Below are 24,789 nucleotides of genomic sequence, written 5' to 3'. Positions count from 1 at the left end.
CCGAGCCGCGCTGATGCGAAGTCCCGCCCCACCACCTCTCACGTCTCCACGCCCGGCCGCCCCCCGTACGCCCCCCTCATGCGTCGATCATGGAGTTGTGGTGGGTGACAAAGGTGGCGGACTACCATGTTTCCGGCACCACAACTCCATGGTCGACGGCGGCGGGCGGCGGTTTAGCGGCGGCGTGCTACCAGGACCGCGTCGTGGATCGTGATCTGTTCGCCGTTCTGGTTGGTGGCGGCGCGGGGGCGGGCCTCGGCGGTCAGCACCTCGTAGCGCGACGGGTCCAGGGTGGCGGCCACGTCCTCCGCGGTGAACATCATGTCCGGCATGTGCATCCGGCGCGCCGTCGTCCACAGATCCGACGGGTGGTGCCCGACGATCAGCAGAACCCCGCCCGGTGCCACCGCCGCGGCCAACCGGGCGAACAACTCCTGCCGCTGCACCGGCGGCAGGTGCATGAACTGCGCGGACACCAGGTCGTACGCCTCCTCGGCGGGCGGCTTGTCACGCAGGTCGGCGTGCGTGAACTCGATCCGACCACCGACGCCGGCGGTTTCGGCATGCGCGGCGGCCCGGTCCAGCGCGGTGGTGGAGATGTCCACCGCCGTGACCTGCCAGCCACGTTCGGCCAGCCACAGCGCGTCGGCGCCCTCCCCGCTGCCCACGTCCAGCGCGCGCCCCGGGGGCAGGTCCGCGACCTCGGCGACCAGCTGCGGGTTCGGCCGACCACTCCAGACCGACGGCCGGGACTGGTAGCGCTCCTCCCACGCCGGCTCCTCGAACGCGGTGGCCACCACCTGCCGGTACGCGGCGACCGCTGCCTGGGTTTCCTCGGCGGTCAGGTCGGCGTTGATCGCCGCGCCGGCGGTGAGACCGGCCGCGGCGGACGTGATCACCTGGCCGCGGATGTCGGCCACGTTGCCCGCCACCCAGACACCCGGGACGCTCGTCGCGCCGGTGGGGTCGGCCGGGACCTGGGCGCCGATGACGTGTTCGCCCATCGTCACCTCCTCCGGGGCCAGGCCCAGGCCCACCAGCAGGCCGGAGCGGGGGGTCAGCCGCGTGGCGACCACCACCGCGTCGAGCGCCACCACCCGGCCGTCGGCCAGCCGTACGCCGCTCAGCGCGTCCCCGGTCACCTCGATCTCGGCGATCGGGCCCGGGACCACCGCGATGCCCCGGGCGGCGAGCCGCTCGGCGGCCTCCGCGTCCGGTGCGGGGACGTCGTGCAGCAGGAGCAGCACGTCGGAGCTCCACTGTCGCCACATCTCGGCCTGGTGCACGGCGAACGGCCCGGTCGCCAGGATGCCGATCCGCTGGTCGCGGACCTCCCAGCCGTGGCAGTACGGGCAGTGCAGCACGTCGCGCCCCCAGCGCTGGGCCAGACCGGGCACGTCGGGCAGCTCGTCGGTCAGCCCGGTGGTCACCAACAGCCGGCGGGCGCGCACCGAATCGCCGCCGTCGAGGCCGAGTCGGAACCCGTCGTCGTCGCGGGTCACCTCCTCCACCCGGCCGGTGTGGAACTGCCCGCCGTACTCGGCGACCTCGGCCCGCCCGACCGCCAGCAGCTCGCCCGGCGGCGTGCCCTCCCGGCCCAGGTAGTTGTGCACCCGGTCGGCCGGCGCGTTGCGCGGCTCACCGGAGTCGATCACCAGCACCGACCGTCGGGCCCGGCTCAGCGCCAGGGCTCCGCTGAGCCCCGCGGCGCCGCCGCCCACCACCACCACGTCATATGTCTCGTCCACCGGTATCTCCTCTGATCTCTGTCGGCTGAGCCCACCATGCGTCGCCACCGGCAAGGTGGCAACTATCCTTGCCGTTATGGCAAACGAGGACACCGCCGCGCTGGCGGCCGTCGGCCCCCGGCTGCGTGCCCTGCGCAACCAACGCGCGATCACGCTGACCCAGCTCGCCGACCTCACCGGCATCTCGGTGAGCACCCTGTCCCGGCTGGAATCCGGCAACCGCCGGCCCACCCTGGAGCTACTGCTCCCGCTGGCCCGCGCGTACCGGGTGGCGCTGGACGAACTGGTCGACGCCCCGGTCACCGGTGACCCCCGCGTACACCCCAAGCCGATCGTCATCCACGGCATCACGTTCCTGCCGCTGACCCGCCGACCGGGCGGTTTGCAGGCGTTCAAGCAGATCTTCCCGCCGGATCCGTCCGCGGGGGAGCGGACCCCGCAAACCCATGAGGGGTACGAGTGGCTCTACGTGCTGTCCGGCCGGTTGCGCCTGCTGCTCGGCGAGCACGATCTGATGCTGACTCCGGGAGAGGTGGCCGAGTTCGACACCCGGGTCCCGCACCTTGTCCTCAACCCCGGCCCCGGCACCGCCGAGGCCCTCAGTCTGTACGGGCCGCAGGGGGAGCGGCTGCACGTGCGGGCCCGCCCCAGCGCGCCCGACAAGCAACAGTGATCAACTCGGGTTCCGGGGATTCGGGTCCGGAACACCCCGAGGTCGATGGCCGGTACCTGCCCGGCCCGCTCGGGTCGACACGCCCGGGGTCGCCGGTGCGAGGATGGCGCGATGACCGATGCGGCACGCAAGCACCGGAGAGACCGGATCGAGCACCGCGACATCGTCGTCAACGAGGTGCCGGGTTACCGCCCGCTGACAGTGGACCTTGTCGTGCCGGTCGAGGCCTCCGGTCCCGTCCCGGTCCTGGTGTGGATCCACGGGGGCGCGTGGCTGTTCGGCTCGCCCAAGCAGCCGGCGGGCTGGCTGATGGAGGTGGACCCGTTCACCGCCGCCATCGAAGCGGGATTCGCGGTTGCCTCCGCGCAGTACCGGCTCAGCGGTGAGGCGCCGTTTCCCGCCCAGCTCGACGACGTCAAGGCGGCGGTGCGCTGGCTCCGCCGGCACGGCGACCAGGTGAGCGTGGACCGTGAGCGGATCGGCGTGTGGGGCGAGTCGGCCGGTGGGCACCTGGCCTCGATGCTCGCGCTGACCGGGAAGAACCAGGACGACAGCCGGGTCGCGGCGGCGGTCTGCTGGTACGCGCCGTCGAACCTGCTGACCATGCAGTCGCAGGCACACCCGTCCGCGACGATCGACCACGACGCGGCGGACTCACCCGAGTCCCTGCTGATCGGCGCGGCGTTGACCGAGCACCCGGAGCTGGGCCGGGCGGCCAGTCCGGTCACCTACGTCACCGCGCAGGCCCCGCCCATGCTGCTGGTCCACGGTGACCAGGATGTGGTCGTACCGGTCGGGCAGAGCGAGGAGCTTGCCACCGCACTGGGCGCGGTGGGCGCCGAGGTCGAGTTGTCGGTGGTGCCCGGCGCCGACCACTGCTTCGGCGGGGTGCCGCTGGAGCCTGTGGTCCGCGACAGCCTGGCGTTCTTCGCCCGGGTCCTAGCGCCGGGCCCGGCGGCCAACCGGGGCGAGAGCATGGGCGCATGAGCAGCGACGTTCCCGAGGTGAGCGCCCTGGCCATCAACGTCACGATCCCGGAAGGGCTCCGCTGGACCGACGTACGGCGCGGTGAGGAGTTCCTGCTGACGACGCTGAACGTCCGACTCCTCCCGGACGGGCGGCTGGCCGCGAAGGCGTACGGCCGACCCACCGGCGGCGGTCGCGGCACGTACGTGTCCTTCCCGCTGCCGGACAGACCGGAGCTGGCCGCGCTCGTCGACCAGGCCGCCAGCCGCGCCAGCGTGCTGTGGGCTGCCCACGGCGGTCTTGGCTGACCGTGCGACTGCCGCGCCGACTCGGCGCGCGTCCGTGTGGTGCGCCGGGGGTGCCGACGTACCACGAGGGCCGGACCGGTTCCCCTCCGGTCCGACCCTCGCGATCACCCGCGCGCTAGGCGCGGAGCCTGCGCTGCCGTACGACCAGCAGCAGTGCGGCGCCGAGGAGCACCGCCAGCACGCCGGCACTCATCCACCCGCCGATCGGGAAGGAGTCACCGGTCACCGGGAGCTTGCCCTTCACCGGGATGGTGATGGTGGACTCGGGGGAGACCGGCGCCGGGCCGTCCGGCGGCATGCCGGTGGCCGTCGCGGTGTTGCGCAGCGAGCCGTGGTGGTAGTCGGCCTTGCTGACCGTGTACGTGGCCGTGCAGGTCACGGCGGCGCCGGCGGCCAGCGTGACGGCGCCGTTCGGTGTCCGCTCCGGACCGCAGGTGATCGGGCCGAGGTTGGTCGGCGAGGCCGGCGCGGTCAGGGTGTCGGTGACCGTCACGCCGGTCAGCGCCACCTGGCCGGTGTTGGTCACCACGAACTGGAACGGCACCTGCTGACCCGGCCGGCTGATCTTGTCGGTGCTGCTCGACTTCACCACGGTGATCGCCGCGCCGCGGGTGGCCGTCACCTCGGCGGTGGCCGGCCCCGAGCGGACCGGTGTCGGTGGCTGCTGACCGGGAATGGTCGGCGGCGTGCCGGCGGCCACGGCCGTGTTGGTGATCCGGCCGGCCTCGATGTCGGCCGCGGTGACCGTGTAGCGCGACGTGCAGGTGGTGCTGCCCCCGGCCGGCAGGGTGACGTCGCCGTTGGCCACCGGCGGGGTGCCGCAGGTGATCGCACCGGGCGCTCCGGTGCCGGAGAAGTCGGTCTCGTCGACCGTCACGGCGCTCAGCGGGGTGTTGCCGGTGTTGCGCACCACGAACTGGTACGTGACCACGTCACCGGCCGCGGACACCACGGTGGGCGTGACCGACTTGGTGATGGCGATCGCCGGGTGCGGGATCGGGATGTCCAGCGGGGACGGCGGTGAGACCGGCGGCGGACCGAACGGAGGCGTACCGGTGGCGGTGGCGGCGTTGCGCAGCGACGAGCCGGCGAAGTCCGCCGCCGTCACCGTGTACGTCGCCCGGCACTGGATGGAGGCGCCCGGTGACAACGTCACCTCGCCGTTCGGGATGTCCTGCGGTCCGCAGGTGATCGGCCCGAGCCCGGCCGGCTCCGACGGCGGCAGCACGGTGTCGTTGACGGTCACCCCGGTGAGGGTGAAGCCGCCGGTGTTGACGACCAGGAAGGTGTACGGCACCTCCTGACCGGGTGCGGTGATCGCCACGGTGGTCGACGACTTGATCACCTCGATGGCGGCGACCAGACCGATCTCCGGGATGGTCAGGGTCGACGGCGGCGAGTTGACCGGCGTACCCCCGCCCGGTGGGGTGCCGTGCGCGGTCGCGACGTTGGTGACCCCTTCGTTGTCCAGGTCGGCCTGGGTCACGGTGTACGTCGCCGTGCAGGTGGTGCTCGCACCCGGCGCGAGCGTCGTGACCGCGCAGGTGATCGGGCCGAGGTTGGCGTTGGACGACGGCGGTGTCTGCACGTCGGTGACGTTGACGTCGGTCAGTGTGAGCCCGCCGGTGTTGACCACGTGGAACCGGTACGGGACCTGCTGTCCGACCAGGTTGACCGCCACCGTCGTGGAGGTCTTCACGATCTGGATGGCGGCGACGACGCCCGCGTCCGGAATGGTCAGCGTCGAGGGCGGTGAGGTGACCGGCGTGCCGCCGCCGGGGGGTGTGCCGCGGGCGGTGGCGACGTCGGTGACCCCGTTGTTGTCCAGGTCGGCCTGCGTGACGGTGTACGTCGCCGTGCAGGCGGTGAACTCACCCGGGGCCAGGGTGGTGGCCGGGCAGGTGATGGGGCCGAGGTTGGCGTTGGACGACGGCGGTGTCTGCACGTCGGTGACGTTCACGGACGACAGCGTCACGGTGCCGGTGTTGGCCACCAGGAACCGGTAGGGCACCTGTTGCCCCACCGTGTTGATGGAGGTGGTGGTGGACGACTTCAGGATCGAGATCGACTGGATCAGGTCGGCTGCCGGGATGATCAGCGCCGACGGTGCCGAGTCGATCGGTGTGTCACTGCCGGCCGGTGTGCCGTGCGCGGTGGCGGTGTCGGCGACCTCGTCGTTGTCGAGGTCGGCCTGGGTGACGGTGTACGTGGCGGTGCAGGTGGTGAACGCCCCCGGGGCGAGGGTGGTGGCCGGGCAGGTGATGGGGCCGAGGTTGGCGTTGGACGACGGCGGTGTCTGCACGTCGGTGACGTTGACCCCGTTGAGCGTCACACCACCGGTGTTGGCGACCAGGAACTGGTACGGGACCTGCTGCCCGACCGACGTGATCGTCGTGGTGGTCGACGACTTGACCAACGAGATGCGGGGAACGACCACGTCACCCGGGATGGTCAGCGTCGCCGGCGGCGACTGCACGGGGGTGCCGCCGGGCGGTGTGCCCTGCGCGGTCGCGCTGTCCCGGACCGAACCGAAGTCCAGGTCGGCCTGCGTGACGGTGTACGTGGCGGTGCAGGTCGTCGTCGCGCCCGGCGCGAGGGTGGTGACCGGGCAGGTGATCGGGCCGAGGTTGGCGTTGGACGACGGTGGGGTCTGTACGTCGGTGACGCTCACGTCGGTGAGGGTGAACCCACCGGTGTTGACGACGTGGAACTGGTACGGGACCTGCTGTCCGACCGTCGTGATCGTCGCGGTGGTGGAGGTCTTCATGATCGCGATGGTGGCGACCAGGCCGCTCTCCGGGATGGTCAGCGTCGCGGGCGCAGAGTCGACCGGTGTGCCGCCGCCGGGCGGCGTGCCGTGCGCGGTGGCGACGTTGGTGACGCCGTCGTTGTCGAGGTCGGCCTGGGTGACGGTGTAGGTGGCGGTGCACAGGGTCTGCGCGCCCGGGGCGAGAGTGGTGGCGGCGCAGGTGATCGGGCCGAGGTTGGCGTTGGACGACGGCGGGGTCTGCACGTCGGTGACGTTCACGCCGGTCAGGGTGAGCCCGCCGGTGTTCAGCACGTGGAACTGGTACGGAACCTGCTGTCCGACCGTCGTGATCGACGTGGTGGTCGAGGTCTTCATGATGGCGATCGCCGCGACCAGGCCCGCCTCGGGGATGGTCAGCGTCGAGGGCGGCGAGGTGACCGGCGTGCCGCCGCCGGGCGGGGTTCCGCGGGCGGTGGCGACGTTGGTGACGCCGTTGTTGTCCAGGTCGGCCTGGGTGACGGTGTAGGTCGCGGTGCAGGTCGTGCTCGCACCGGGTACGAGGGTGGTGACCGGGCAGGTGATCGGGCCGAGGTTGGCGTTGGACGACGGCGGGGTCTGCACGTCGGTGACGGCCATGTCGGTGAGGGTGAGCCCGCCCGCGTTGACGACCAGGAACCGGTACGGAACCTGCTGCCCGACCGACGTGATCGACGTGGTGGTGGACGACTTCACCACCGTGACGGCGGCGGCGAGCGTCTGCGCCGGGATGGTCAGGGTCTCCGGTTCGGAGAGCACCGGTGGACCGGTGGGCGGGGTCCCGCGGGCGGTGGCGACGTTGGTGACGCCGCCGTTGTCCAGGTCGGCCTGGGTGACGGTGTAGGTGGCCGTGCAGGCGGTCTGCGTGCCGGGCGCGAGGGTGGTGGCGGCGCAGGTGATCGGGCCGAGGTTGGCGTTGGACGACGGCGGGGTCTGCACGTCGTCGACGCTGATGTTGGTCAGCGGGACGCCGCCGGTGTTGACCACGTGGAACGAGTACGGCACCTGCTGGCCCACGCTGGTGATCAGCGTGGTGGTCGAGGACTTGACCAGGGCGATGTCGGCCGGCGTGGCACCCTCGCAGGCGAGGGTGGTGCTGAACGGGAAGTAGTGGATCTCGCCGCCGCGGTGGTCCAACGTACGGGTGATGACGCTGCCCTCGGTGTTGCTGGAGGAGAGGTCGGTGAGGCTGGCGTTGGGGGCGTAGATGGTGCCCTCGACGGTGGCGGCGTTCGGGGTGAGGGTGAGCGCGGTGGCCGTCGGGAAGTTGAACAGGACGTAGCGCGCCTGCTGGCCGCCGATGCCGGCGAAGTTCGGGGCGGTCCAGGCGAAGGTGTTGCCCACGCCGCTGGTGTCCACGTTGACCAGCAACGGGGTGTCGGCGGTCGGCTGGCTGGCGAAGGTCAGGATCTGGATGTTGGCCAGGTCGGCGGCGCTCAGGTTGAGCACGTTGGTCACGCCCGGGGTCAACGTGACGACCGCGTTGCTGCCTGGTGGGATCGGTCGGGGCAGCACGTCACCGGTCGGCGTCCGGAGCACCACCGTGTTGTCGCAGGTGGCCAGGCCGGCCGTGGTGTCCCGGAAGGCGGCGAAGGCTCCGGCGAAGTTGATCGGCGAGGTCGGGCCGACGCTGGCGACCGGCTGCCGGGTGACCAGCTCCACCCGGGGCGAGGCGTCGTAGTCGTTCGCCGGCAGGATCCGGGTGTTGACCTGTGCGCCGTTGTTGTCGGTGTCGCGGACGAAGGTGCCGGTCAGGTTGCCGACCTTGGCGTAGCCGTTGGAGAGCACCTGGAGTCGGCTGCCACCGGTGCTGCCGGCGAAGTTCACCCGTCCACCCACGACCAGGGCGCTCGGGTTGGCGTCGCCGGGCACCACGAACGACCCGGCGCTCGCCCCGGCCAGTTGGTACGTGCCGAAGGTGAGATCGCCGCCGACGGCGAGGGTTCCCTCGTTCTCGTCGTTGTTCACCGTGGCGTTGCCCTCGGTCATCACACCGAAGCTCAGCGCTGCGGCGACCGGGTCGACCGGTCCGATGGCCTCGTCCACAGCGGCCAGCACCGGGTTGATCCGGGTGGGCGCGGTGGGCGCCGGCACCAGCAGACCGTTGACCGCCAGTACGCCACCGACGGCGGCTATCGCCGCCGCTCGTGACCTGCGGCTGCCCCACCACGAAATCCTCATCACGCCCCCGTTGATCGAATGTGCCAGGGGAGCGTATCGGGGCAAAAGCGCAGCTATGAGGCTTTTGTCCGATTACCGGTCCGGGCGGTGACCTTCGAACTGTGGACACCTCCGCTTCGTGTTTATGATCGACAACCCGCGAGAGGGCACGGAAACCTGGCCGTTCGGTGCGGCCCGGAGTAAGAGGTGAGGTGCGCGACGGTGAACCGCGAGGCGTACGCCTGCTGGGTGCGTGAGCCCGGCGCGGCGGAGATCCGGCCGGTGACGCTGCCCGCCCCCGGCCCGGACGAGGTGCTGGTCCGGGCCCGCTACTCGGGGGTCAGCCGGGGCACCGAGACGCTGGTCTTCGCCGGCCGGGTGCCCACCGACCAGCACGCCGCCATGCGCGCGCCCTTTCAGGAGGGTGACTTCCCCGGCCCGGTGAAGTACGGCTACCTCAGTGTCGGCGTGGTCGAGCAGGGCCCGCCGGACCTGCTCGGACGCACTGTCTTCTGTCTGCACCCACACCAGAGCGCGTACGTCGTGCCGGCCACCGCCGTGGTGCCCGTGCCGGACGGGGTGCCCCCGGCCCGGGCGGTGCTCGCCGGCACGGTGGAGACCGCGGTCAACGCGCTGTGGGACGCGGCGCCGCTGGTCGGCGACCGGGTCACCGTCGTGGGCGCGGGCATGGTGGGCTGCTGTGTCGCCGCGCTGCTGGCCCGTTTCCCCGGCGTGCACGTCGAGCTGGTCGACACCGACGCCCGGCGGGCCGGGGTGGCCGGCGCGCTCGGCGTCGAGTTCGCCCAACCGGGCGACGCGACCGGCGACCGGGACCTCGTCGTGCACGCCAGCGCCACCGGCGCCGGCCTGCAACGTTCGCTGGACCTGCTGGCGCCGGAGGGCACGGTCATCGAGCTGAGCTGGTACGGCGACCGGCAGGTGCAGGTGTCGCTCGGTGGCGCTTTCCACTCCGGCCGACTGAGCGTCCGCAGCAGCCAGGTCGGCATGGTGGCACCCGCCCGACGGGGACGGCGCAGCTACGCCGACCGGCTGGCGCTCGCCCTCGACCTGCTCGACGACCCGGCCTTCGACGCCCTGATCACCGGCGCGTCCCGGTTCGCGGAGCTGCCCGACGTGCTGTCCAGACTGAGCACGGGCGACCTGCCCGCGCTCTGCCACCTCATCACCTACGACGACGGGGAGTGACCGTGTTCAGCGTGACCGTTCGGGATCACATGATGATCGCCCACAGTTTCCGGGGCGACGTGTTCGGCCCGGCCCAGCGCCTGCACGGGGCCACCTTCGTGGTGGACGCGACGTTCCGCAGGCCCGACCTGGACGCCGACGGGATCGTGGTCGACATCGGGCTGGCCACCGAGCAGCTGCGGGCCGTGCTGGGCGACCTGACCTACCGCAACCTCGACGACGAGCCGGCCTTCGCCGGGGTGAACACCACCACCGAGGTGCTGGCCCGCACCATCGCGGACCGACTGGCCGAGCGGGTCCACGCCGGTGACCTGGGCGCGGGGGCGCGCGACCTCAGCGGCATCACCGTCACCCTGCACGAGTCGCACATCGCCTGGGCCAGCTACGAGCGCTCGCTGTGATCGATGCCGGCCGGACGGCGCCCGCCGGCGGGTCGGACACGACCGGCCGCACGGTGCACGTCCTCCTGCCCGGTGACATCGACGACTCGGCCACCCCCAGTGGTGGCAACACCTACGACCGACGGGTCTGCGCGGGCCTCGGCGAGCACGGCTGGTCGGTGCGCGAGCACCCGGTGCCCGGCGCGTGGCCGGACGCCGACCCGGTCGACCGGGTGACGCTCGCCGGGCTGCTCGACGCCACGCCCGACGACGCCGTGGTGCTGCTCGACGGCCTGATCGCCTCGGCAGTGCCGGACCTACTCGTCCCGCACGCCCGCCGGCTGCGCCTGGCCGTTCTCGTGCACCTGCCGTTCGACGACGAGGCGGAGGCCCGGGCGCTGGGCACCGCCCGGGCCGTCGTCACCACCAGCGAGTGGACCCGTCGTCACCTGGTGACGCGCCATCCGGCGCTCGCCGACCGGATCCGGGCGGCCCCTCCCGGGGTACGCCCGGCACCTCCGACGCCCGGCTCGGTCACCGGCGACCGGCTGCTCTGCGTCGCGGCCGTCACCCGTCACAAGGGGCACGACGTGCTGGTCGACGCGCTGTCCACGCTGGTCGGGCTGCGCTGGACGATGGTGTGCGCGGGCACCCTGGCCCGAGAACCGGATCTCGTGCGGCGGCTGCGGGAACGGCTCGCCGGCGCGGGCCTCACCGAGCGGGTGCGACTCGCCGGGCCGCTGACCGGTGCGGCGCTGGACGCCGCGTACGCCGACGCCGACCTGCTGGTGCTGCCGTCGCGGGGAGAGACGTACGGGATGGTCGTCACCGAGGCGCTGGCCCGCGGCCTGCCGGTGCTGGCCACCGAGGTCGGCGGGTTGCCGGAGGCGCTCGGCCACGCGCCCGGCGGTGACCGTCCGGGCCTGCTGGTCGCACCGGACGACCCGGCCGCGCTGGCCAACGCGTTGACCCGCTGGCTGACCGACGAACCGCTGCGGGCCCGGCTGCGGCGTGCCGCTCTGGCCCGACGCGACACCCTGACCGACTGGCCGGTGACCACCGCGTCGCTGGCCGCCGCGCTGGAGGAGGTGGCGGGATGACCGTCGAGGAGACCCTGCCGTTCGCCGACTGGCTGCGACTGCGGGAGCCGGCCGACGCGGCGGCGCGCGCCGAGGACCTGCTGGACGCCGTTCGCCCCCGGCTGGCCGGTGACGCCCCGACGGTGATCCACGACCTGGGCAGCGGCACCGGCTCGATGAGCCGCTGGGTGGCCCCCCGTCTGTCCGGCCCGCAGCACTGGGTGCTGCACGACCGGGACGCCGACCTGCTGGCCCGTGCCGCCGAGGGAATGGCCGGGGTGGCCGCCGCCGATGGTGCCCCGGTCACCGTGAGCACCCGCTGCGGTGACCTCACCCGGCTCGACGCCGCCGACCTGGCCGACGCCTCCCTGGTCACCGCGTCCGCGCTGCTGGACATGCTCAGCGCCGACGAGATCGAGCGGGTGGTGGCGGCCTGTGTGGGCCGTCCGACGCTCTTCGCCCTCTCGGTGACCGGGCGGGTCCGGTTCACCCCCACCGACCCGCTGGACGTGGTGGTCGAGGCCGCGTTCAACGACCACCAACGGCGTACCGTCGACGGCCGGCGGCTGCTCGGCCCGGACGCCGTCGCCGCCACCGCCGCCGCGTTCGCCCGGCGGGGCGTGGACGTGCGGGAACGGCCCAGCCCGTGGCGGCTCGGCCCGGAGCACGCCGATCTGGTCGCCGAGTGGTTGCGGGGCTGGGTGGGCGCGGCCTGTGAGCAGCGTCCCGACCTGGCCGGACCGGCCGAGGCGTACGCCCGACGTCGGCTGGCCGACGCGGCGGCCGGGCGACTCACCGTGCTGGTCGAGCACGCAGACCTCCTCGCCGACGGATGAACCGTTCACGCCCTGGGTACGTGGACTAGGGCAAGTGGACGATCTTCAAGGGGAGGGCCGACGCCGATGTTCTGGGCCTGGGCACGAGTGGTCGGTGGGGTGGGTCTGCTCGCCGTCCTGTTGTGGCAGGTGGGCACCGGCCCGTTCCTCGCCGGGGTGCGACTGATCGACGCGCCGGCGTTGGCTGCGGCGCTGGTCATCGGGGTGCTCACCACGGTCTGCGCGGCGTGGCGGTGGAGTCTGGTCGCCGGTGGCCTGGGTGTGCGGCTGCCGCTGGCGACCGCCGTGGCGCACTGCTACCGGGCCGTGTTCCTCAACGCCACCCTGCCCGGCGGGGTGCTCGGCGACGTGCACCGGGCGGTCCGCCACGGCCGGGACGCCGGTGACGTCAGCCGGGGGATCCGCGCGGTGGTCTGGGAACGTACCGCCGGGCAGGTGGTGCTGCTCGGCGTCGCACTGGTGGTGCTCGCGGCGTTTCCGTCGCCGGTGCGCCCGTACCTGCCGGTCGCCGCCGCGCTGCTGGTCGCGGGCGGGCTGGTCGCCGTGCTGCTGGCCCGGGTCGTGCCGAACGCCGGCCCCTCGCGCTGGGCGCGGGCGGTGCGCACCGCCGTGGCGGACGTGCGGTCCGGGCTCCTGGCCCGGCGCACCTGGCTCGGCGTGCTGATCGCCTCCGCGGTGATGGTCGCCGGTCACCTGGCCACCTTCCTGGTGGCGGCACGGACCGCCGGGTCGGACGCCCCGCTGTCGCGGTTGCTGCCGTTGACGCTGCTCGCCCTGCTCGCCATGGGCCTGCCGTTGAACGTCGCCGGTTTCGGCCCCCGCGAGGGGGTGGCCGCCTGGGTGTTCGGCGCGGCCGGCCTCAGCGCGGCCGAGGGCGTCGCCACCGCCACCGTCTACGGTGCACTGATCCTGGTCGCCAGCCTGCCCGGAGCCGCCGTGCTGCTGGCCCGGCGCAACCGAGTTCCGGCCGCCGCCCGGGAAGCCGCCCCCGCCGGCGGTTGTTGATCGGTTGTGAGACGTACGCGTCGCCGCGCTCGGTGACGCCGGACAGAGGAGTCCCATGCCCGAAGCATTGCCGGTCGCCACGATCCGCACGCAGGTCACGGTGCCGTTGACGTTTCCCGACGGCTACACCACGACGGTCCGGGTGTTCTCGTTCAAGGGCCTGGTGGACGGCCGGGAGCACCTCGCCCTCGGCCTCGGCGACTGGGCGGGCGCGCTCGACCGGCTCGCCGCCGGGGGAGAGCCCCCGTTGGTCCGCCCGCACAGCGAGTGCCTGACCGGCGACGTGTTCGGCAGCCAACGCTGCGACTGCGGGCCGCAGTTGCGCGAGGCGGTGCAGCGGATCGCCGAAGCCGGCGGTTTCCTGCTCTACCTGCGTCAGGAGGGCCGCGGCATCGGTCTGTACGCCAAACTCGACGCGTACGCGTTGCAGGACGCCGGGCTGGACACCTACCAGGCCAACGTGGCGCTGGGCCGGGGCGAGGACGAGCGGGACTACACCGCCGCCGCGCAGATGCTGGCCACGCTGGACGTGCCGCGGATCCGACTGCTCAGCAGCAACCCGGACAAGGCCGAGCAGTTGACGCGGCTGGGCGTGGACGTCGTCGAGCGGGTGCCCACCAGCGTGTTCCTGTCCCCGGCCAACGCCGACTACCTGGCGGCCAAGGCGGCCAAGGCGGCGGAGACCGAGGCGGCGGAAGCACTCGCGAGTGGCACCGGCGACCGGGCTGCCCCCCGATGAGCTGCCGGCCGGAGCCCCCGCGGCCATACGTGCTGCTCAGTTGCGCCGCCTCGATCGACGGCTACATCGACGACGCCTCCGAGCAACGGTTGCTGCTGTCCAACGACGACGACCTGGACCGCGTCGACGCGGTCCGGGCCAGTTGCGACGCGATCCTCGTCGGCGCGGCCACCGTCCGCCGCGACGACCCGCGGCTGCTGGTGCGCTCGCCGAGTCGGCGGGCCGAGCGGGCCGCGTCCGGCCGACCCGAATCGCCCACCAAGGTCACCCTGACCGCCCAGGGCGACCTCGACCCGGCCGCCCGCTTCTTCACCGCCGGTGACTCGACCCGGCTCGTCTACTGCGCCACCAACGCGGTCGAGAAGACCCGGGAGCGCCTCGGTCGCCTGGCCACCGTCATCGACGCGGGCGAGCCGGTCGACCCGGGATGGCTGCTGACCGACCTGGCCACGCGGGGCGTACGGCGGCTGATGGTGGAGGGCGGCGGGACGGTGCACGCCCAGTTCCTCGCCGCCGGTCTCGCCGACGAGCTGCACCTGGTGGTCGCCCCGTTCTTCGTCGGCGACGGGCGGGCGCCCCGGTTCGTCGGCGAGGGTCACTTTCCCTGGCACCCGGGCCGTCGCGCCCGGCTGGCCGAGGCCCGGCAGATCGGCGACGTGGTCCTGCTCCGCTACGCCCTCTCCGCGCGCTGCCCCGACACCGCCTCCTGATCGTCGCGCCGGCCCGCCCGGCGCAGCCGGCGTGCTGACGGCGCGGCCTCACGATGCCGCACCGTCAGCACGCCCACACCGGTCGGGTCGGTGAGTGCTTATTCTGTCGACGGCGACGCCACTGCCCCGACAGAATCCTCGAATGCCCGTACCGTCCGTTGCCCTCCTGCGCTGGCAGTTCGACCTGACCTGGGCGCTGTTCGAGTACCACCTCGAACGACTCGACGCCGACGACTTCCTCTGGGAGCCGGCCGGGCACTGCTGGTCGGTCCGGCGCGGCGCCGACGGCACCTGGACCCCGGACTGGGCCGACACCGAACCGGACCCGGTCCCGGTGCCGACGATCGGCTGGCTCACCTGGCACATCGGCTGGTGGTGGACGGTGACGACGGATCATCTCCGAGGAGTGCCACCACGGCAGCGCGCGGCCGTGGCCTGGCCCGGCGCGGGCGAGCCGACCATCGCCTGGCTGCGGGGCCTGCGCACCGAGTGGCTGGGCCTTCTCGACCAGCTCAGCGACGCAGACCTGGACGGGCCGGCGATGTTCCCCTGGCCGGACACGACCGACCACACGGTCACGCACACGATCGCCTGGGTCAACGCCGAACTGATGAAGAACGCCGCGGAGATCGGTCAGCTCCGGTTGCTCCGTGCCGCACGGACCGGTCCGGCCGCCCGAGGGTAGGCCGACGCCGCGAACATGAGGTCAGCGGCCGGGTGGTCGGACCGACAGGTCGTGGTGGAAGACGTCGCGCGGGTCCCACCGGGCCTTGACCTGTTGCAGCCGCGGGTAGTTGGGGCCGTAGTAGAGCTCGGACCAGGGCCGGCTCGCGGTCCGGAGGTCGACGTCGGGGTAGTTGACGTACGCGCCGTCCGGGGGTATGCCGCCGGTGTCGGCGTACATGTCGCGGTAGAACTCGCGGATCCAGGCCAGGTGCCGGGAGTCCGCGGCCGGGTCGGCCCAGCCCGCCAGGTAGAACAGCACCATCGACGCGCTGCGGTGGGTGGCGGCGGTGGCGGCCGGCGGCACGGCGTTGATCGCCCCGCCGTAGGTGTTCAGACTCACCGAGCCGGCGGGCAGGTCGGTGTCGGTGCGGGTGAGGTGACGGTAGGCGGCGTGCAGCTGCCGATCGCTCAGGGCCGCGCGGTGGAACGCGGACTTGACCTTCAGCCGCCAGCCCTTGCCGTCGTCGTTCTCGCCGCCGAGCGTCGCGGCCAGCCAGGGCAACGTCTGGGCGGAGACGGTCGGCGTGACGTCGAGACCGTCACCGAGCGCCACCAGGAGTTCGTCGAACAGGTGTCGGCTGCCGTGCGGGACCTGGCCGCTGAGGGTGTGGCCGCCGGCCTGCGGACGGGACAGGATGAGTTCGGCGTACAGGTGTCTGGCCCGGGAGTCGGGCCCGCTGTGGCGGGCGCACCAGCGGCCGAAGTTGCCGGCGAGCCGGTGGAAGCCGCGCTCGTCCATGCCGGCCCACGGCCAGGTGACGGTGAAGTCCAGCAGCCGCGCGGGCGGCGTGGGCAGCGACCGGAACCAGTAACGCGTGACGACGCCGAAATTGCCCCCACCGCCACCGGTGTGCGCCCACCACAGGTCACGGTGCGGATCCGTCGGCTCGCGGGTGGCGACCACCGCCCGGGCGGTGCCGCCGCGGTCCACGACGACCACCTCGACCGCGTACAGGTGGTCGACCACGAGGCCGTGCACCCGGGAGAGGCGGCCGTAACCGCCGCCCGCGACGTGGCCGCCGACGCCCACTCCCGGGCACGATCCACCCGGGAGGGTCACCCCCCAACCGAAAAAGAGCCGGCGGTACGCCTCGCCGAGCGTCGCGCCCGCCTCGACGGCGAAGCCGTGCCCCCGCGGGTCGTGGTAGACCTCGGTCAGACCGGACAGGTCGATCACCATGCGGACCGCCGGGTCGTCCACGAACCCCTCGAAGCAGTGTCCGCCACCCCGCACCGCCACCCGCCGGCCGGTGCGGACCGCGTCCTGCACGGCCGAGACGACCTGGTCGGTCGAGCCCACCACACGCACCTCGTCCGGTCGGCCGACGAACCGGCGGTTGCCGCGGCGGACGAGGTCCGCGTACCGGGGGTCGTCCGGGAGCACCCGGACCGGGCCGAGCGGTGGCGCGCAGTCCGCTGGCGGTGGCGGGGATGCGGCGGCCGGGGACGGACAGAGGACGGCGGCAGAGGTGACTGCGCCGGCGCGGAGCAGGTCCCTGCGGCTGGGCGGATTCATGCCGTCGATCCTGTCGTCGCCGGCCGACGGTGTGCAGTACTTTCGTCACACCACGTGCCGTGACGAAAGGGGTGCGGCGGTGCTCACCGTCCGGTGTGTCGAGTGCGAGACCAACCTGCCCGTCGGCTCGGGCCGGGGGCGTCCGCGTCGCTACTGCTCCCGCCGCTGCCAGGCCCGTGCTTACCGCCGGCGCCGCGACCACGGCCCCACCGCCAGGACGCGTCGCCTCCCCGAGGTGCCTCCGCCCACCGGTGGTGAGCCCCGCGAACGGCTGGTGCGCCTGGCCGTCGAGCTGGCGGACTCCGGGGGCCTGGACCTGGTCTCCATGCGGGTCCTCGCCGACCGCGCCGCCCTGCCCGCCCACACCGTGTACCGGCACGTCCGTAACCGGGCCGAACTCCTCAGCGCGATGGCCGAGCAGATCACCGCCACCGGCATACCCACCGCGCCACTGCCGCGCGACCCACGTCAGCAGCTCGAACAGTTGGCCGGCGACGAGTGGACGATGTACCGCCGTCACCCCTGGCTGCTGGCCGTCCTCGCCACCGACCGGCCACCCACCGGCCCGGCCGTGCTCACCATGGTCGACCGGGTGGTGGCAGCGTTCACCAGCGCCGGGTACGACCCCGCCGAGGCGTTTCGTGCCTACCTGGTCCTCAGCGGCTACATCCAGGGCATGGCCCTGCTCATCCGGCACGACCCCGCCGACCCCACCTACCAGACCTGGCGGTCGGCAACCCGTTCGCGGCTGGAGCGGACCGGCCGCACCCAGGTCCGACCATGGCTGGCGGCGGCCGGTCGGACCACACCCGACACGGACCTCGACACCTGGTTCCAGTTCGGCCTGCGACGGCTGCTCGACGGGCTGCTGCCCGACCCGGCTCGATAGGGTGGCTGGCGTGCCACGACTCGTACAGATCACCCCGGACAACGTCGAAGCCGCCTGCCGGGTCAGCGTCCGGCCGGACCAGGAGAAGTTCTCGTCCCCGGTCGCCTGGTCCCTCGCCGAGGCGTACGCGCAGCCCGACGTCGCGTGGCCGCGTCTGATCGTCGAGGGCGACGAGATCGTCGGCTTCCTGATGGGCTTCTTCGACATCGTGTGGGACCCGGCCCGCCCGGACGACCGGCGCTCGGGCCTGTGGCGGCTGAACATCGCCGCCGAGCAGCAGGGTCGGGGGTACGGCCGCTTCGCGGTGGACGCCGTCCGCGCGGAAGCTCGCAGACGAGGGCACGACCGCGTCTTCACGACGTGGCACCCGGGGACGGACGGCCCGGAGCAGTTCTACCTCAGGCTCGGGTTCCGCCCCACCGGGGAGAGCAGCGACGGTGAGGTCGTCGGCGAGCTTTCCGCGCACTGAGCGGACGGCCCCGACCGTCTGCTGACCGAGTGGTCAGCGCGGCGGCGCGGCCTGCGTACGATGCGGGGTCGGGTTCCCCTCGTCGCGGCGGAGGTATCGGGCAGATGGCAGGCCAGCACGAGGGTTTCGCCCTCGGCGTCGACCTCGGTACGTCCAACACGGTCGCGGTGCTGCGCTGGCCCGACGGGCGCACCCGGCCGCTGTTGATGGACGGTCAACCGCTCAGCCCCTCCGCCGTGTACGCCGACCCGGACGGCACCCTGCACACCGGGTGGGACGCCCGGCGGTTGGCGCAGGCGGACCCGGCCCGGTTCGAGGCGAACCCGAAGCGCCGGGTGGACGAGCCGACCGTCGTTCTCGGCGACCGCTCGTACCCGCCGGCCGACCTCCTCGCCGCGGTGCTGGCGTCGGTCGCGCGGGCCGCGGTGGGCACCGTGGGCTTCCTGCCCCCGGCCGTTCTCACCTGCCCGGCCGCCTGGGACGCGACGCGACGGCAGGTGCTCGCCGACGCCCTGCTGCTGGCCGGCTGGCCGCAGGTGGCCGAGCACACCCTGGCCGGGCCGACGCCGCCGGGCACCCGGCTGCTGCGGGAGCCGGTGGCCGCCGCCCGCTACTACACGCAGGTGCTGCATCGTCCGGTGCCGGTCGGCGGCGCGATCGCGGTGTTCGACTTCGGTGGCGGCACGCTCGACGTCGCGGTGCTGCGCAACGAGGGCGCCGACCCGTGGGGCGATTCCGGGTTCCGCGTGGTCGCCGACGGTGGCCTGCCCGACCTGGGCGGCCTGGACCTCGACGCCGCCCTGGTGCGGCGGGTCGGTGAGCTGGTCGGTGAGCGGCACGCCGCACAGTGGGCCCGGCTGGTCCGCCCGGCGGACCCGGCGCAGCGCCGCGACCAGGTGCGGCTCTGGGACGAGGTACGGGGTGCGAAGGAGACGTTGTCCCGCTCCTCGCTCGCCCCGGTCGCCGTGCCGGGGGTGGCCGAGACGGTCCAGTTGACCCGGGCGGACGTCGAGCGGGCGGCCACGCCGCTGTTGCGTCGGGCGGTGGAGCGGGCCCGGGAGGTGATCGCCGCGGCCGGCCTCGGCCCCGACCAGCTCGCCGGGCTGTTCCTCGTCGGCGGCTCCTCGCGGATCCCCCTGGTGGCCCGGATGCTGCACGCCGAGCTGGGGGTCGCCCCGACCGTGCTGGACCAGCCGGAGTTGCCGGTGGCCGAGGGCGCGCTGACCGACCTGCCGCTGCGCAAGCCGCTGCTCGCCCCGGCGTACGCGGGACCACCGCTGGCACCGCCCGCACCGAACCCGCCCGCACCGAGCCCGGTGGGCCCGCCCGCGCCGGTCGTACCGTCGCAGCCCTGGCCGGGGTCGACCCCGCCTGCCGGGCCGGGCTGGGCCGGAGTGACTCCGGCCCCGCCGGCGGGTGGACCGCGCTGGCGGCGGGCGCGCTGGGTGGTGCTCGGCGCGGTGCTGGCCCTGGTCGGGGTGGGCGCCGCGACGACGATCTACCTGACCCGGGACCGCTATCCCGATCTGGAGTTCAGGTCGCTGCGTGAGCTGTCCCGGCCGGCGGCCGGCGCGGAGCGGCCAACCGACATGTGGACGGCGGTGCTCGGCGACCGGGCCTACCTCGGGTTCGCGCTGCCCGACGACCGGCTGGAGGTGGTGGCCGTCGACGCCGGCACCGGCGACGAGCTGTGGCGTGAGCAGACCGACGCGCGGGCCGACGGCTGGGAGGCGATCATCGCCGTCCCGGGGGCGGTCGCGGTCCTCGGCGACGCGCCCGGCGACAGCACCCTCCGCCCGCTGGCCGTGCTCGACGCTCGCACCGGCGCGCAGCGCTGGCAGCGGGCGGTCCGCGGTGACGACGACGTCTTCTTCGCCGACGACACGGCAGTGCTCGTGGACCGGACCGCGGCGCAACTGGTCGGCCTGCGCCTGAGCAACGGCACCCAGAAGTGGACCGAGGCCACCCCCCGCGACCAGTACGACGGCAGCCGCACCGTGGTCCGGCCGGTGGGCAGCGCACAGGCGGCGGGTGGGCCCGCCTTCCTCGACGGCACAGCCCGCAACTCGTGGACGGGCAAGGGGCGGCGACTGATCCAGATCGGCGCGGACCGGTCGGTGCGGCTGCTCGACATGGCGTCCGGCACGGTGCTGCGCCGGTGGGGCAGCGTCGCCGACCTCGACGACCTGGTGGTCGCGCACGAGGACCGCCTCTACGTGGCCGGCAACGACGGCGGGTACCAGCTGCTGTCGTACGACCTGGGTTCCGACGCGGCGCCGGTGGTGCTGCACCGGGCGGGCAACGACGACTACCGCCCGAAGGGGCTGGTGGCCTGCGGCGAGCGGCGGGCCTGCCTGTTGCAGGTGCCGAACAACGACGTCGCGCGCACCGAGGTGGTGGCGGCGACCGAGGGTGAACCCGCGATCCACTGGTCCGCGCCGGGCGTGACCGACCTGGTTCCGCTGGGGGAGCAGGTGCTCGCCCAGCGGGAGTACCCGGAACCGACCGTCACCCTCTTCGACGCCGCCGGCAAGCCGGTGCTGCGCAACCGGGGCGGTGTGGCGGTCCGGTTGGACGAGGGCAACCTGCTGGTCTTCGCCAAGGCGCCCAGCGTGGTCACGGACAACCGCGTACTGGCCGGCTTCTGGGCCGAATCCGGCGAGGTGGTCGAGTTGGGCGAGCTGAAGGACGTCCGCAGCGCGTCCTGCTCGTGGAACACCCGGGTGATCGCCTGCGGCGCGGACAAGGACTTCGTGCTGTACCGCTTCGCCGAGGACTGAGCGGGAACCGAGGACTGAGCGGGAATCAGGCGCGTACGACACTCGTGCCGTCGACGCGGACCGGGATCTCCGTCAGGCCCTTCGTGGCGGGGCCACCCAGCCGGGCACCGTCGCCGGGGGAGAAGGTCGAGTGGTGCGCGGGGCAGGTGATCACCCCGTCGCGGGGTGCGCCGACCCGGACACCCTGGTGCGGGCAGGTCGCGTCGTAGGCCTTGAAGGTGCCGGCCTCCGGCTGCACGACCAGCACGCCTTCGGTGACCGTGCCGCCGCCGACCGGAACGTCCCCGGTGCGGGCCAGCACGGTGCCGGCCGCAGCGGGCGCCGGACCGCCCGTCGAGCTGTCACCGGCGCCGCAGGCGCTCAACAGCCCGGCGGCACCGACAGCGCCCGCCCCGGCCAGCAGACCGCGCCGGCTCAGGCACCAGCGGTTGTCACGGAGGAACTCCTGTCCGTCGTACACCGTCGTCACCTCTCCGTCGGCGGACCGGACCACCGACGCCCGGTTGCTCGCCGGTCCAGCCTGCCGCACCCGGCTGAACGCGCGATGCGTCCCCGCTGAGCGGTGGCTGGGTGCGGTTGGTGGCCGAGACACCGGCTCGTACGATGCTCCGGTGAATCTTCGGGGTACGGTCCGCGCCGATCGTCCGCTGGTGGTGCTCGCCGTCGGGGAGGAGGCCCGCTACCTGCCGCCCGACCTGCCGGTGCTGCTCACCGGCATGGGCAAGGTGAACGCCGCCAGCGCGGTGGCCGCGGTGCTGGCCGCCGGGCCGCGGCCCCGCCTGCTGCTCAACCTGGGTACGGCCGGCGCATTGCGCCCCGGGTGGGCCGGCATCCACGAGGTTGCCACCGTGCTCCAACACGACCTGGACACCGACCTGCTGCGGACGCTCACCGGCGAGACCTACGGGGCGCCGCTGTCGCTGGCCACCGAGGGCGCGGTGCTGGCCACCGGTGACACCTTCGTGGCCGACGACGCCGCGCGGGACCGGTTGGCGCAGCGCGCCGACCTGGTCGACATGGAGGGGTACGCGGTGGCGTGGGCCGCCGCGCGGGCCGGTGTGCCGTGCCGGGTCGTCAAGCAGGTCAGCGACGAGGCGGGCGAGGGCGCGGCCCGGACCTGGCGGGAGTCGGTGGACGCGTGCGCCCGGGACCTCGCCGAGTGGGCCGCACGACACGTCGCCTGACCGAGAGGGATCAGTCCCAGAACCGCCGCATCCGCAGGCCCGGCGTGGTCTCCCGGGCCTCTCCGGGGGTCAGGACGTGACCGGCGAGCCCGAGCGCCACGATCGCGGTGACCAGTAACGGTGGCCACCTCCCGGCCCACGGCAGCACCAGCAGTGGCAGTGGCAGCCAGATCACCCGCCGCCACGGCACGACCATGGATATCAGCAGGGTGAACAGGATGCGGCCGATCACGAACAGCGCCGGGCCGCCCATGATCAGTAAGAGCCAGCCCGCCGGTGTCGTCCCGGTCGGCCGCGTGACGACCAGGTCGAACGACGCCGCCGTGCCGACCACGCCGGCCAGCATCACCAGGTGGGTGTACGGAGCCACCCGGGCCGGCCGGCCCGACTTCGGCCCGGCCCCGGCCTCCAGCAACTCGCCGGCCCGGAAGACGTAGACCTGCCAGAGCAGCAGCATCACGGCGAACGCGCAGAACAGCGCGGCGACCCGGAGCCCGGCCAGCGGGCCCCGGCTGACCTGGAGCGTCGGCACCAGGATGATGTCGCCGAGGGCCAGGATGATGAACTGCTGGTACCGCTCGCCCAGGTGCCCGGTGGTGCGCTCGTACTGGTCGAGGGGCACCCGGCCCAGCCGGGGCGTCGGGTAGCGGGCCGCCGCGGAGACCAGGTCGATCGTGATGGCGATGGTCCAGAGGCCCCAGTTCACCGTGCCGGACACCGCGCCGGCGATCCAGAAGACGCCGGACACCACGAACCAGAACAGGAACCGGGTCGCCCGGATCATGGCCGACCGGTGTCGTTGCCGGTGCAACGACGTGACCAGGATGATGCCGCGAACGACGTGCGTGCCGACGTACGAGAGCGCGAAGACCAGCGCGTGTCCGTCGGAGACCATCGGCAGCGACGCCGCCATCCCGACCGAACCGACCATGGCGACCATCAGGATCACCTGGATCGGGCGTTGCTGCGGGTCGTAGAACTCGGTCGTGGTGGAGGTGACCGACCAGGTCCACCAGATTGCTGTCAGCATCAGCAGCACCGTCGCCGCGTGTGACCAGGTGTGGCTTTCCGCGAGCAGCGTCGAGGTGAGCGCGAGCGAGGCCACGAAGACCACGTCGAAGAGCAGCTCCAGCAGCGTGGCCCGGGTCGACCCGTCCGGCCGGCGTATCAGTGCCGCGGTGCCTCCGGTGGTCATGCCCGGCCTCCCGCCGTGTCTCCCGAGGATTATCGGGGGCGTCGGCGGGGCCCGTCCCCGGATCGGCGATTCCCGCCCGCCGGGGAGGGCCGCGGCCGGCGGGTGCCACGGCGAGCGCCGGTCGACGCCGTGGCTGAGCGTGGCGGGTCAGTCGTCCGGTTGCCGCATCCGCAGGCCCGGCGTGGTCTCCCGGGCCGCTCCGGGAACCAGGATGTGACCGGCCAACCCGAGCGCCACGATCGTGGCCACCAGCACCGGCGGCCAGCCACCGGCCCACGGCAGCACCAGCAGCGGCAGGAGCTGCCAGGTGAATCGCCGCCACGGCTTGACCCACGACACCGCCATGGTGAACAGGACGCGGCCGACCACGAACAGCGTCGGACCGGTGATGATCAGCACGAGCCACGGCACCGGCGTCGTTCCGGTCGGCCTGGTGACGATCAGGTCGAAGGCGGCGGCGGTGCTGGCCACGCCGGCCAGCATGACCAGATGGGTGTACGGGGCCAGCCGCGTTGCCCGGCTCCCGCGGGACCCGGCCGTCACCAACAACTCGCCGGCGCGGAAGACGTAGATCTGCCAGAGCAGCAGCATGGTGGCGAAGGCGCAGAGCAGGGAGCCGAGCCGGAGATGGTCGAGATGGCCCCGGCTGACCTGCAGCGTCGGCAAGAGGATGATGTCGCCGAGGGCCAGGATGACGAACTGTTGGTACCGCTCGCCCAGGTGTTCGGTGGTCCGCCCGTACTGGGCGAGCGGTATCCGGCGCAGCCGGGGCGTGGGATAGCGGGCCGCCGCGGCGACCAGGTCGATCGTTATGGCGATCGTCCAGAGCCCCCAGTTCGGAGTCTCTGACAACGCGCCGGTGACCCAGAAGACGCCGGACACGGTGAACCAGAAGAGAAACCGGGTGGCCCGCTCCCTGGCCGTCCGGTGCCCCTGCCGGTGCAGGGCGGTGACCAGGATGACGCAGCGACTCACGTGCGTGCCGACGTACGAGATCACGAAGAGCATCAGGTGCCCGACGCTGACCATCGGCAGCGATGCCGCCATCCCCACCGACCCGACCATGGCGATCATCAGGATGGCCTGGATCGGGCGTTGCTGCGGGTCGTAGAACTCGGTCGTGGTCGCGGTGACCGACCACGTCCACCAGACGGCGGTCAGCATCAGCAGCAGCTTGGCACCGCCGGACCAGGAGAGCTCTTCGGACAACAGTTTCGATGTCAGTGCGAGGGCGGCGACGAAGACCACGTCGAAGAGCAACTCCAGCAGCGTCGCCCGGGTCGACCCCTCCAGTCGGCGTACCAGCGCCGCATTCCCTGTGGTGGTCATGCCTGGCCTCCCGCCGCGTCTCCCGGGGAATTATCGGCGGCCCCGACACGGGTCGTCCCCGGATCGGCGATTCCCGCGGGTCGGGGAAGAGGACGGCCGGAGGTTG

The 24,789-nt window shown here is 73.1% G+C and carries 21 protein-coding genes and 1 pseudogene; 15 read left to right on the top strand and 7 right to left on the bottom strand.

Going from position 1 to position 24,789, the window contains the following annotated elements; genetic code table 11:
* Positions 1-173: 173 nt before the first annotated feature.
* On the bottom strand, positions 174-1,754 hold the full coding sequence (locus tag LADH09A_RS05440; protein ID WP_443677149.1) for an FAD-dependent oxidoreductase: 1,581 nt from the start codon (positions 1,752-1,754) through the stop codon (positions 174-176).
* Positions 1,755-1,824: 70 nt separating this feature from the next.
* On the opposite strand from LADH09A_RS05440, the gene LADH09A_RS05435 reads away from it, so the two are divergent.
* The 3 genes from LADH09A_RS05435 to LADH09A_RS05425 all read left to right on the top strand — a co-directional run bounded on the left by LADH09A_RS05435 (position 1,825) and on the right by LADH09A_RS05425 (position 3,695).
* The gene (locus tag LADH09A_RS05435; protein ID WP_238643625.1) at positions 1,825-2,421 is read left to right on the top strand and encodes a helix-turn-helix domain-containing protein; all 597 of its coding nucleotides are present in this window, start codon (positions 1,825-1,827) and stop codon (positions 2,419-2,421) included.
* Between the two features lie 111 nt (positions 2,422-2,532).
* On the top strand, positions 2,533-3,408 hold the full coding sequence (locus tag LADH09A_RS05430; protein WP_238643624.1) for an alpha/beta hydrolase: 876 nt from the start codon (positions 2,533-2,535) through the stop codon (positions 3,406-3,408).
* Positions 3,405-3,695 carry a hypothetical protein gene (locus tag LADH09A_RS05425; protein ID WP_238643623.1) on the top strand — a complete coding sequence of 97 codons (291 nt, stop codon included), beginning with the start codon at positions 3,405-3,407 and terminating at the stop codon, positions 3,693-3,695. The genes LADH09A_RS05430 and LADH09A_RS05425 overlap by 4 nt, the downstream gene beginning before the upstream one ends.
* Positions 3,696-3,810: 115 nt before the next feature.
* Here LADH09A_RS05425 and LADH09A_RS05420 read toward each other — a convergent pair whose 3' ends face one another.
* Positions 3,811-7,179 (bottom strand): CLIPPER-2 domain-containing protein, encoded by a 3,369-nt coding sequence (locus LADH09A_RS05420; RefSeq protein WP_443677148.1) that lies wholly within the window; start codon positions 7,177-7,179, stop codon positions 3,811-3,813.
* Between the two features lie 105 nt (positions 7,180-7,284).
* Positions 7,285-8,661: pseudogene (locus tag LADH09A_RS05415) on the bottom strand (choice-of-anchor A family protein); the annotation flags it as partial.
* Between the two features lie 201 nt (positions 8,662-8,862).
* Between LADH09A_RS05415 and LADH09A_RS05410 the strand changes: the two are divergent.
* From LADH09A_RS05410 to LADH09A_RS05375, 8 genes are all read left to right on the top strand, one after another.
* Positions 8,863-9,846 (top strand): zinc-dependent alcohol dehydrogenase, encoded by a 984-nt coding sequence (locus LADH09A_RS05410; protein ID WP_238643622.1) that lies wholly within the window; start codon positions 8,863-8,865, stop codon positions 9,844-9,846.
* Positions 9,847-9,848: 2 nt separating this feature from the next.
* Positions 9,849-10,247 (top strand): 6-pyruvoyl trahydropterin synthase family protein, encoded by a 399-nt coding sequence (locus tag LADH09A_RS05405; RefSeq protein ID WP_238643621.1) that lies wholly within the window; start codon positions 9,849-9,851, stop codon positions 10,245-10,247.
* The gene (locus LADH09A_RS05400; RefSeq protein ID WP_372492231.1) at positions 10,247-11,326 is read left to right on the top strand and encodes a glycosyltransferase family 4 protein; all 1,080 of its coding nucleotides are present in this window, start codon (positions 10,247-10,249) and stop codon (positions 11,324-11,326) included. The genes LADH09A_RS05405 and LADH09A_RS05400 overlap by 1 nt, the downstream gene beginning before the upstream one ends.
* Positions 11,323-12,141, top strand: coding sequence for a class I SAM-dependent methyltransferase (locus tag LADH09A_RS05395; RefSeq protein WP_238643619.1), 819 nt, complete (start codon positions 11,323-11,325; stop codon positions 12,139-12,141). The genes LADH09A_RS05400 and LADH09A_RS05395 overlap by 4 nt, the downstream gene beginning before the upstream one ends.
* Positions 12,142-12,207: 66 nt before the next feature.
* A complete protein-coding gene (locus tag LADH09A_RS05390; protein WP_238643618.1) occupies positions 12,208-13,146 on the top strand; it encodes a lysylphosphatidylglycerol synthase transmembrane domain-containing protein in 939 nt (312 codons plus the stop codon).
* Between the two features lie 55 nt (positions 13,147-13,201).
* On the top strand, positions 13,202-13,885 hold the full coding sequence (locus LADH09A_RS05385; protein ID WP_238643617.1) for a GTP cyclohydrolase II: 684 nt from the start codon (positions 13,202-13,204) through the stop codon (positions 13,883-13,885).
* Positions 13,882-14,595 (top strand): RibD family protein, encoded by a 714-nt coding sequence (locus LADH09A_RS05380; RefSeq protein ID WP_238643616.1) that lies wholly within the window; start codon positions 13,882-13,884, stop codon positions 14,593-14,595. Before LADH09A_RS05385 ends, LADH09A_RS05380 begins: the two co-directional genes overlap by 4 nt.
* Positions 14,596-14,737: 142 nt before the next feature.
* Positions 14,738-15,280 (top strand): DinB family protein, encoded by a 543-nt coding sequence (locus LADH09A_RS05375; protein ID WP_238643615.1) that lies wholly within the window; start codon positions 14,738-14,740, stop codon positions 15,278-15,280.
* A gap of 21 nt (positions 15,281-15,301) precedes the next feature.
* Here the strand turns inward: LADH09A_RS05375 and LADH09A_RS05370 are convergent, their stop codons facing one another.
* Entirely contained in the window at positions 15,302-16,837 is a 1,536-nt protein-coding gene (locus LADH09A_RS05370) for an FAD-binding oxidoreductase (protein WP_238643614.1), read from the bottom strand.
* A gap of 235 nt (positions 16,838-17,072) precedes the next feature.
* Here LADH09A_RS05370 and LADH09A_RS05365 point away from each other — a divergent pair, with 235 nt between their 5' ends.
* The 3 genes from LADH09A_RS05365 to LADH09A_RS05355 all read left to right on the top strand — a co-directional run bounded on the left by LADH09A_RS05365 (position 17,073) and on the right by LADH09A_RS05355 (position 20,975).
* Positions 17,073-17,726, top strand: a complete 654-nt coding sequence (locus LADH09A_RS05365) for a TetR/AcrR family transcriptional regulator (RefSeq protein ID WP_238643613.1) — start codon at positions 17,073-17,075, stop codon at positions 17,724-17,726.
* Positions 17,727-17,736: 10 nt separating this feature from the next.
* On the top strand, positions 17,737-18,195 hold the full coding sequence (locus LADH09A_RS05360; protein WP_238643612.1) for a GNAT family N-acetyltransferase: 459 nt from the start codon (positions 17,737-17,739) through the stop codon (positions 18,193-18,195).
* 104 nt (positions 18,196-18,299) lie between these two features.
* A complete protein-coding gene (locus LADH09A_RS05355) occupies positions 18,300-20,975 on the top strand; it encodes an Hsp70 family protein (RefSeq protein WP_238643611.1) in 2,676 nt (891 codons plus the stop codon).
* A 25-nt stretch (positions 20,976-21,000) separates the two neighbouring features.
* Here LADH09A_RS05355 and LADH09A_RS05350 read toward each other — a convergent pair whose 3' ends face one another.
* A complete protein-coding gene (locus LADH09A_RS05350) occupies positions 21,001-21,435 on the bottom strand; it encodes a Rieske (2Fe-2S) protein (protein ID WP_238643610.1) in 435 nt (144 codons plus the stop codon).
* A gap of 151 nt (positions 21,436-21,586) precedes the next feature.
* On the opposite strand from LADH09A_RS05350, the gene LADH09A_RS05345 reads away from it, so the two are divergent.
* Positions 21,587-22,159: a nucleosidase gene (locus LADH09A_RS05345; RefSeq protein WP_238643609.1), complete on the top strand. Its 573-nt coding sequence runs from the start codon at positions 21,587-21,589 to the stop codon at positions 22,157-22,159.
* 10 nt (positions 22,160-22,169) lie between these two features.
* Here the strand turns inward: LADH09A_RS05345 and LADH09A_RS05340 are convergent, their stop codons facing one another.
* Complete coding sequence (locus LADH09A_RS05340; protein ID WP_238643608.1) at positions 22,170-23,354, bottom strand: low temperature requirement protein A; 1,185 nt, start codon at positions 23,352-23,354, stop codon at positions 22,170-22,172.
* A 147-nt stretch (positions 23,355-23,501) separates the two neighbouring features.
* Positions 23,502-24,683: a low temperature requirement protein A gene (locus tag LADH09A_RS05335; RefSeq protein WP_238643607.1), complete on the bottom strand. Its 1,182-nt coding sequence runs from the start codon at positions 24,681-24,683 to the stop codon at positions 23,502-23,504.
* Positions 24,684-24,789: the final 106 nt, after the last annotated feature.

The organism is Micromonospora cabrerizensis (assembly GCF_022230955.1).
Lineage (GTDB): Bacteria > Actinomycetota > Actinomycetes > Mycobacteriales > Micromonosporaceae > Micromonospora > Micromonospora cabrerizensis.
Note: the sequence above shows the minus strand (reverse complement) of the source record. Positions and strands in the feature narration are given on the sequence as shown.

Excerpts from the sequence above, each read along its gene's own strand:
- LADH09A_RS05435 (WP_238643625.1), top strand. The coding sequence starts at position 1,825 with ATGGCAAACGAGGACACCGCCGCGCTGGCGGCCGTCGGCCCCCGGCTG.
- LADH09A_RS05430 (WP_238643624.1), top strand. The coding sequence starts at position 2,533 with ATGACCGATGCGGCACGCAAGCACCGGAGAGACCGGATCGAGCACCGC.
- LADH09A_RS05425 (WP_238643623.1), top strand. The coding sequence starts at position 3,405 with ATGAGCAGCGACGTTCCCGAGGTGAGCGCCCTGGCCATCAACGTCACG.
- LADH09A_RS05395 (WP_238643619.1), top strand. The coding sequence starts at position 11,323 with ATGACCGTCGAGGAGACCCTGCCGTTCGCCGACTGGCTGCGACTGCGG.
- LADH09A_RS05390 (WP_238643618.1), top strand. The coding sequence starts at position 12,208 with ATGTTCTGGGCCTGGGCACGAGTGGTCGGTGGGGTGGGTCTGCTCGCC.
- LADH09A_RS05385 (WP_238643617.1), top strand. The coding sequence starts at position 13,202 with ATGCCCGAAGCATTGCCGGTCGCCACGATCCGCACGCAGGTCACGGTG.
- LADH09A_RS05380 (WP_238643616.1), top strand. The coding sequence starts at position 13,882 with ATGAGCTGCCGGCCGGAGCCCCCGCGGCCATACGTGCTGCTCAGTTGC.
- LADH09A_RS05375 (WP_238643615.1), top strand. The coding sequence starts at position 14,738 with ATGCCCGTACCGTCCGTTGCCCTCCTGCGCTGGCAGTTCGACCTGACC.
- LADH09A_RS05370 (WP_238643614.1), bottom strand. The coding sequence starts at position 16,837 with ATGAATCCGCCCAGCCGCAGGGACCTGCTCCGCGCCGGCGCAGTCACC.
- LADH09A_RS05355 (WP_238643611.1), top strand. The coding sequence starts at position 18,300 with ATGGCAGGCCAGCACGAGGGTTTCGCCCTCGGCGTCGACCTCGGTACG.
- LADH09A_RS05340 (WP_238643608.1), bottom strand. The coding sequence starts at position 23,354 with ATGACCACCGGAGGCACCGCGGCACTGATACGCCGGCCGGACGGGTCG.
- LADH09A_RS05335 (WP_238643607.1), bottom strand. The coding sequence starts at position 24,683 with ATGACCACCACAGGGAATGCGGCGCTGGTACGCCGACTGGAGGGGTCG.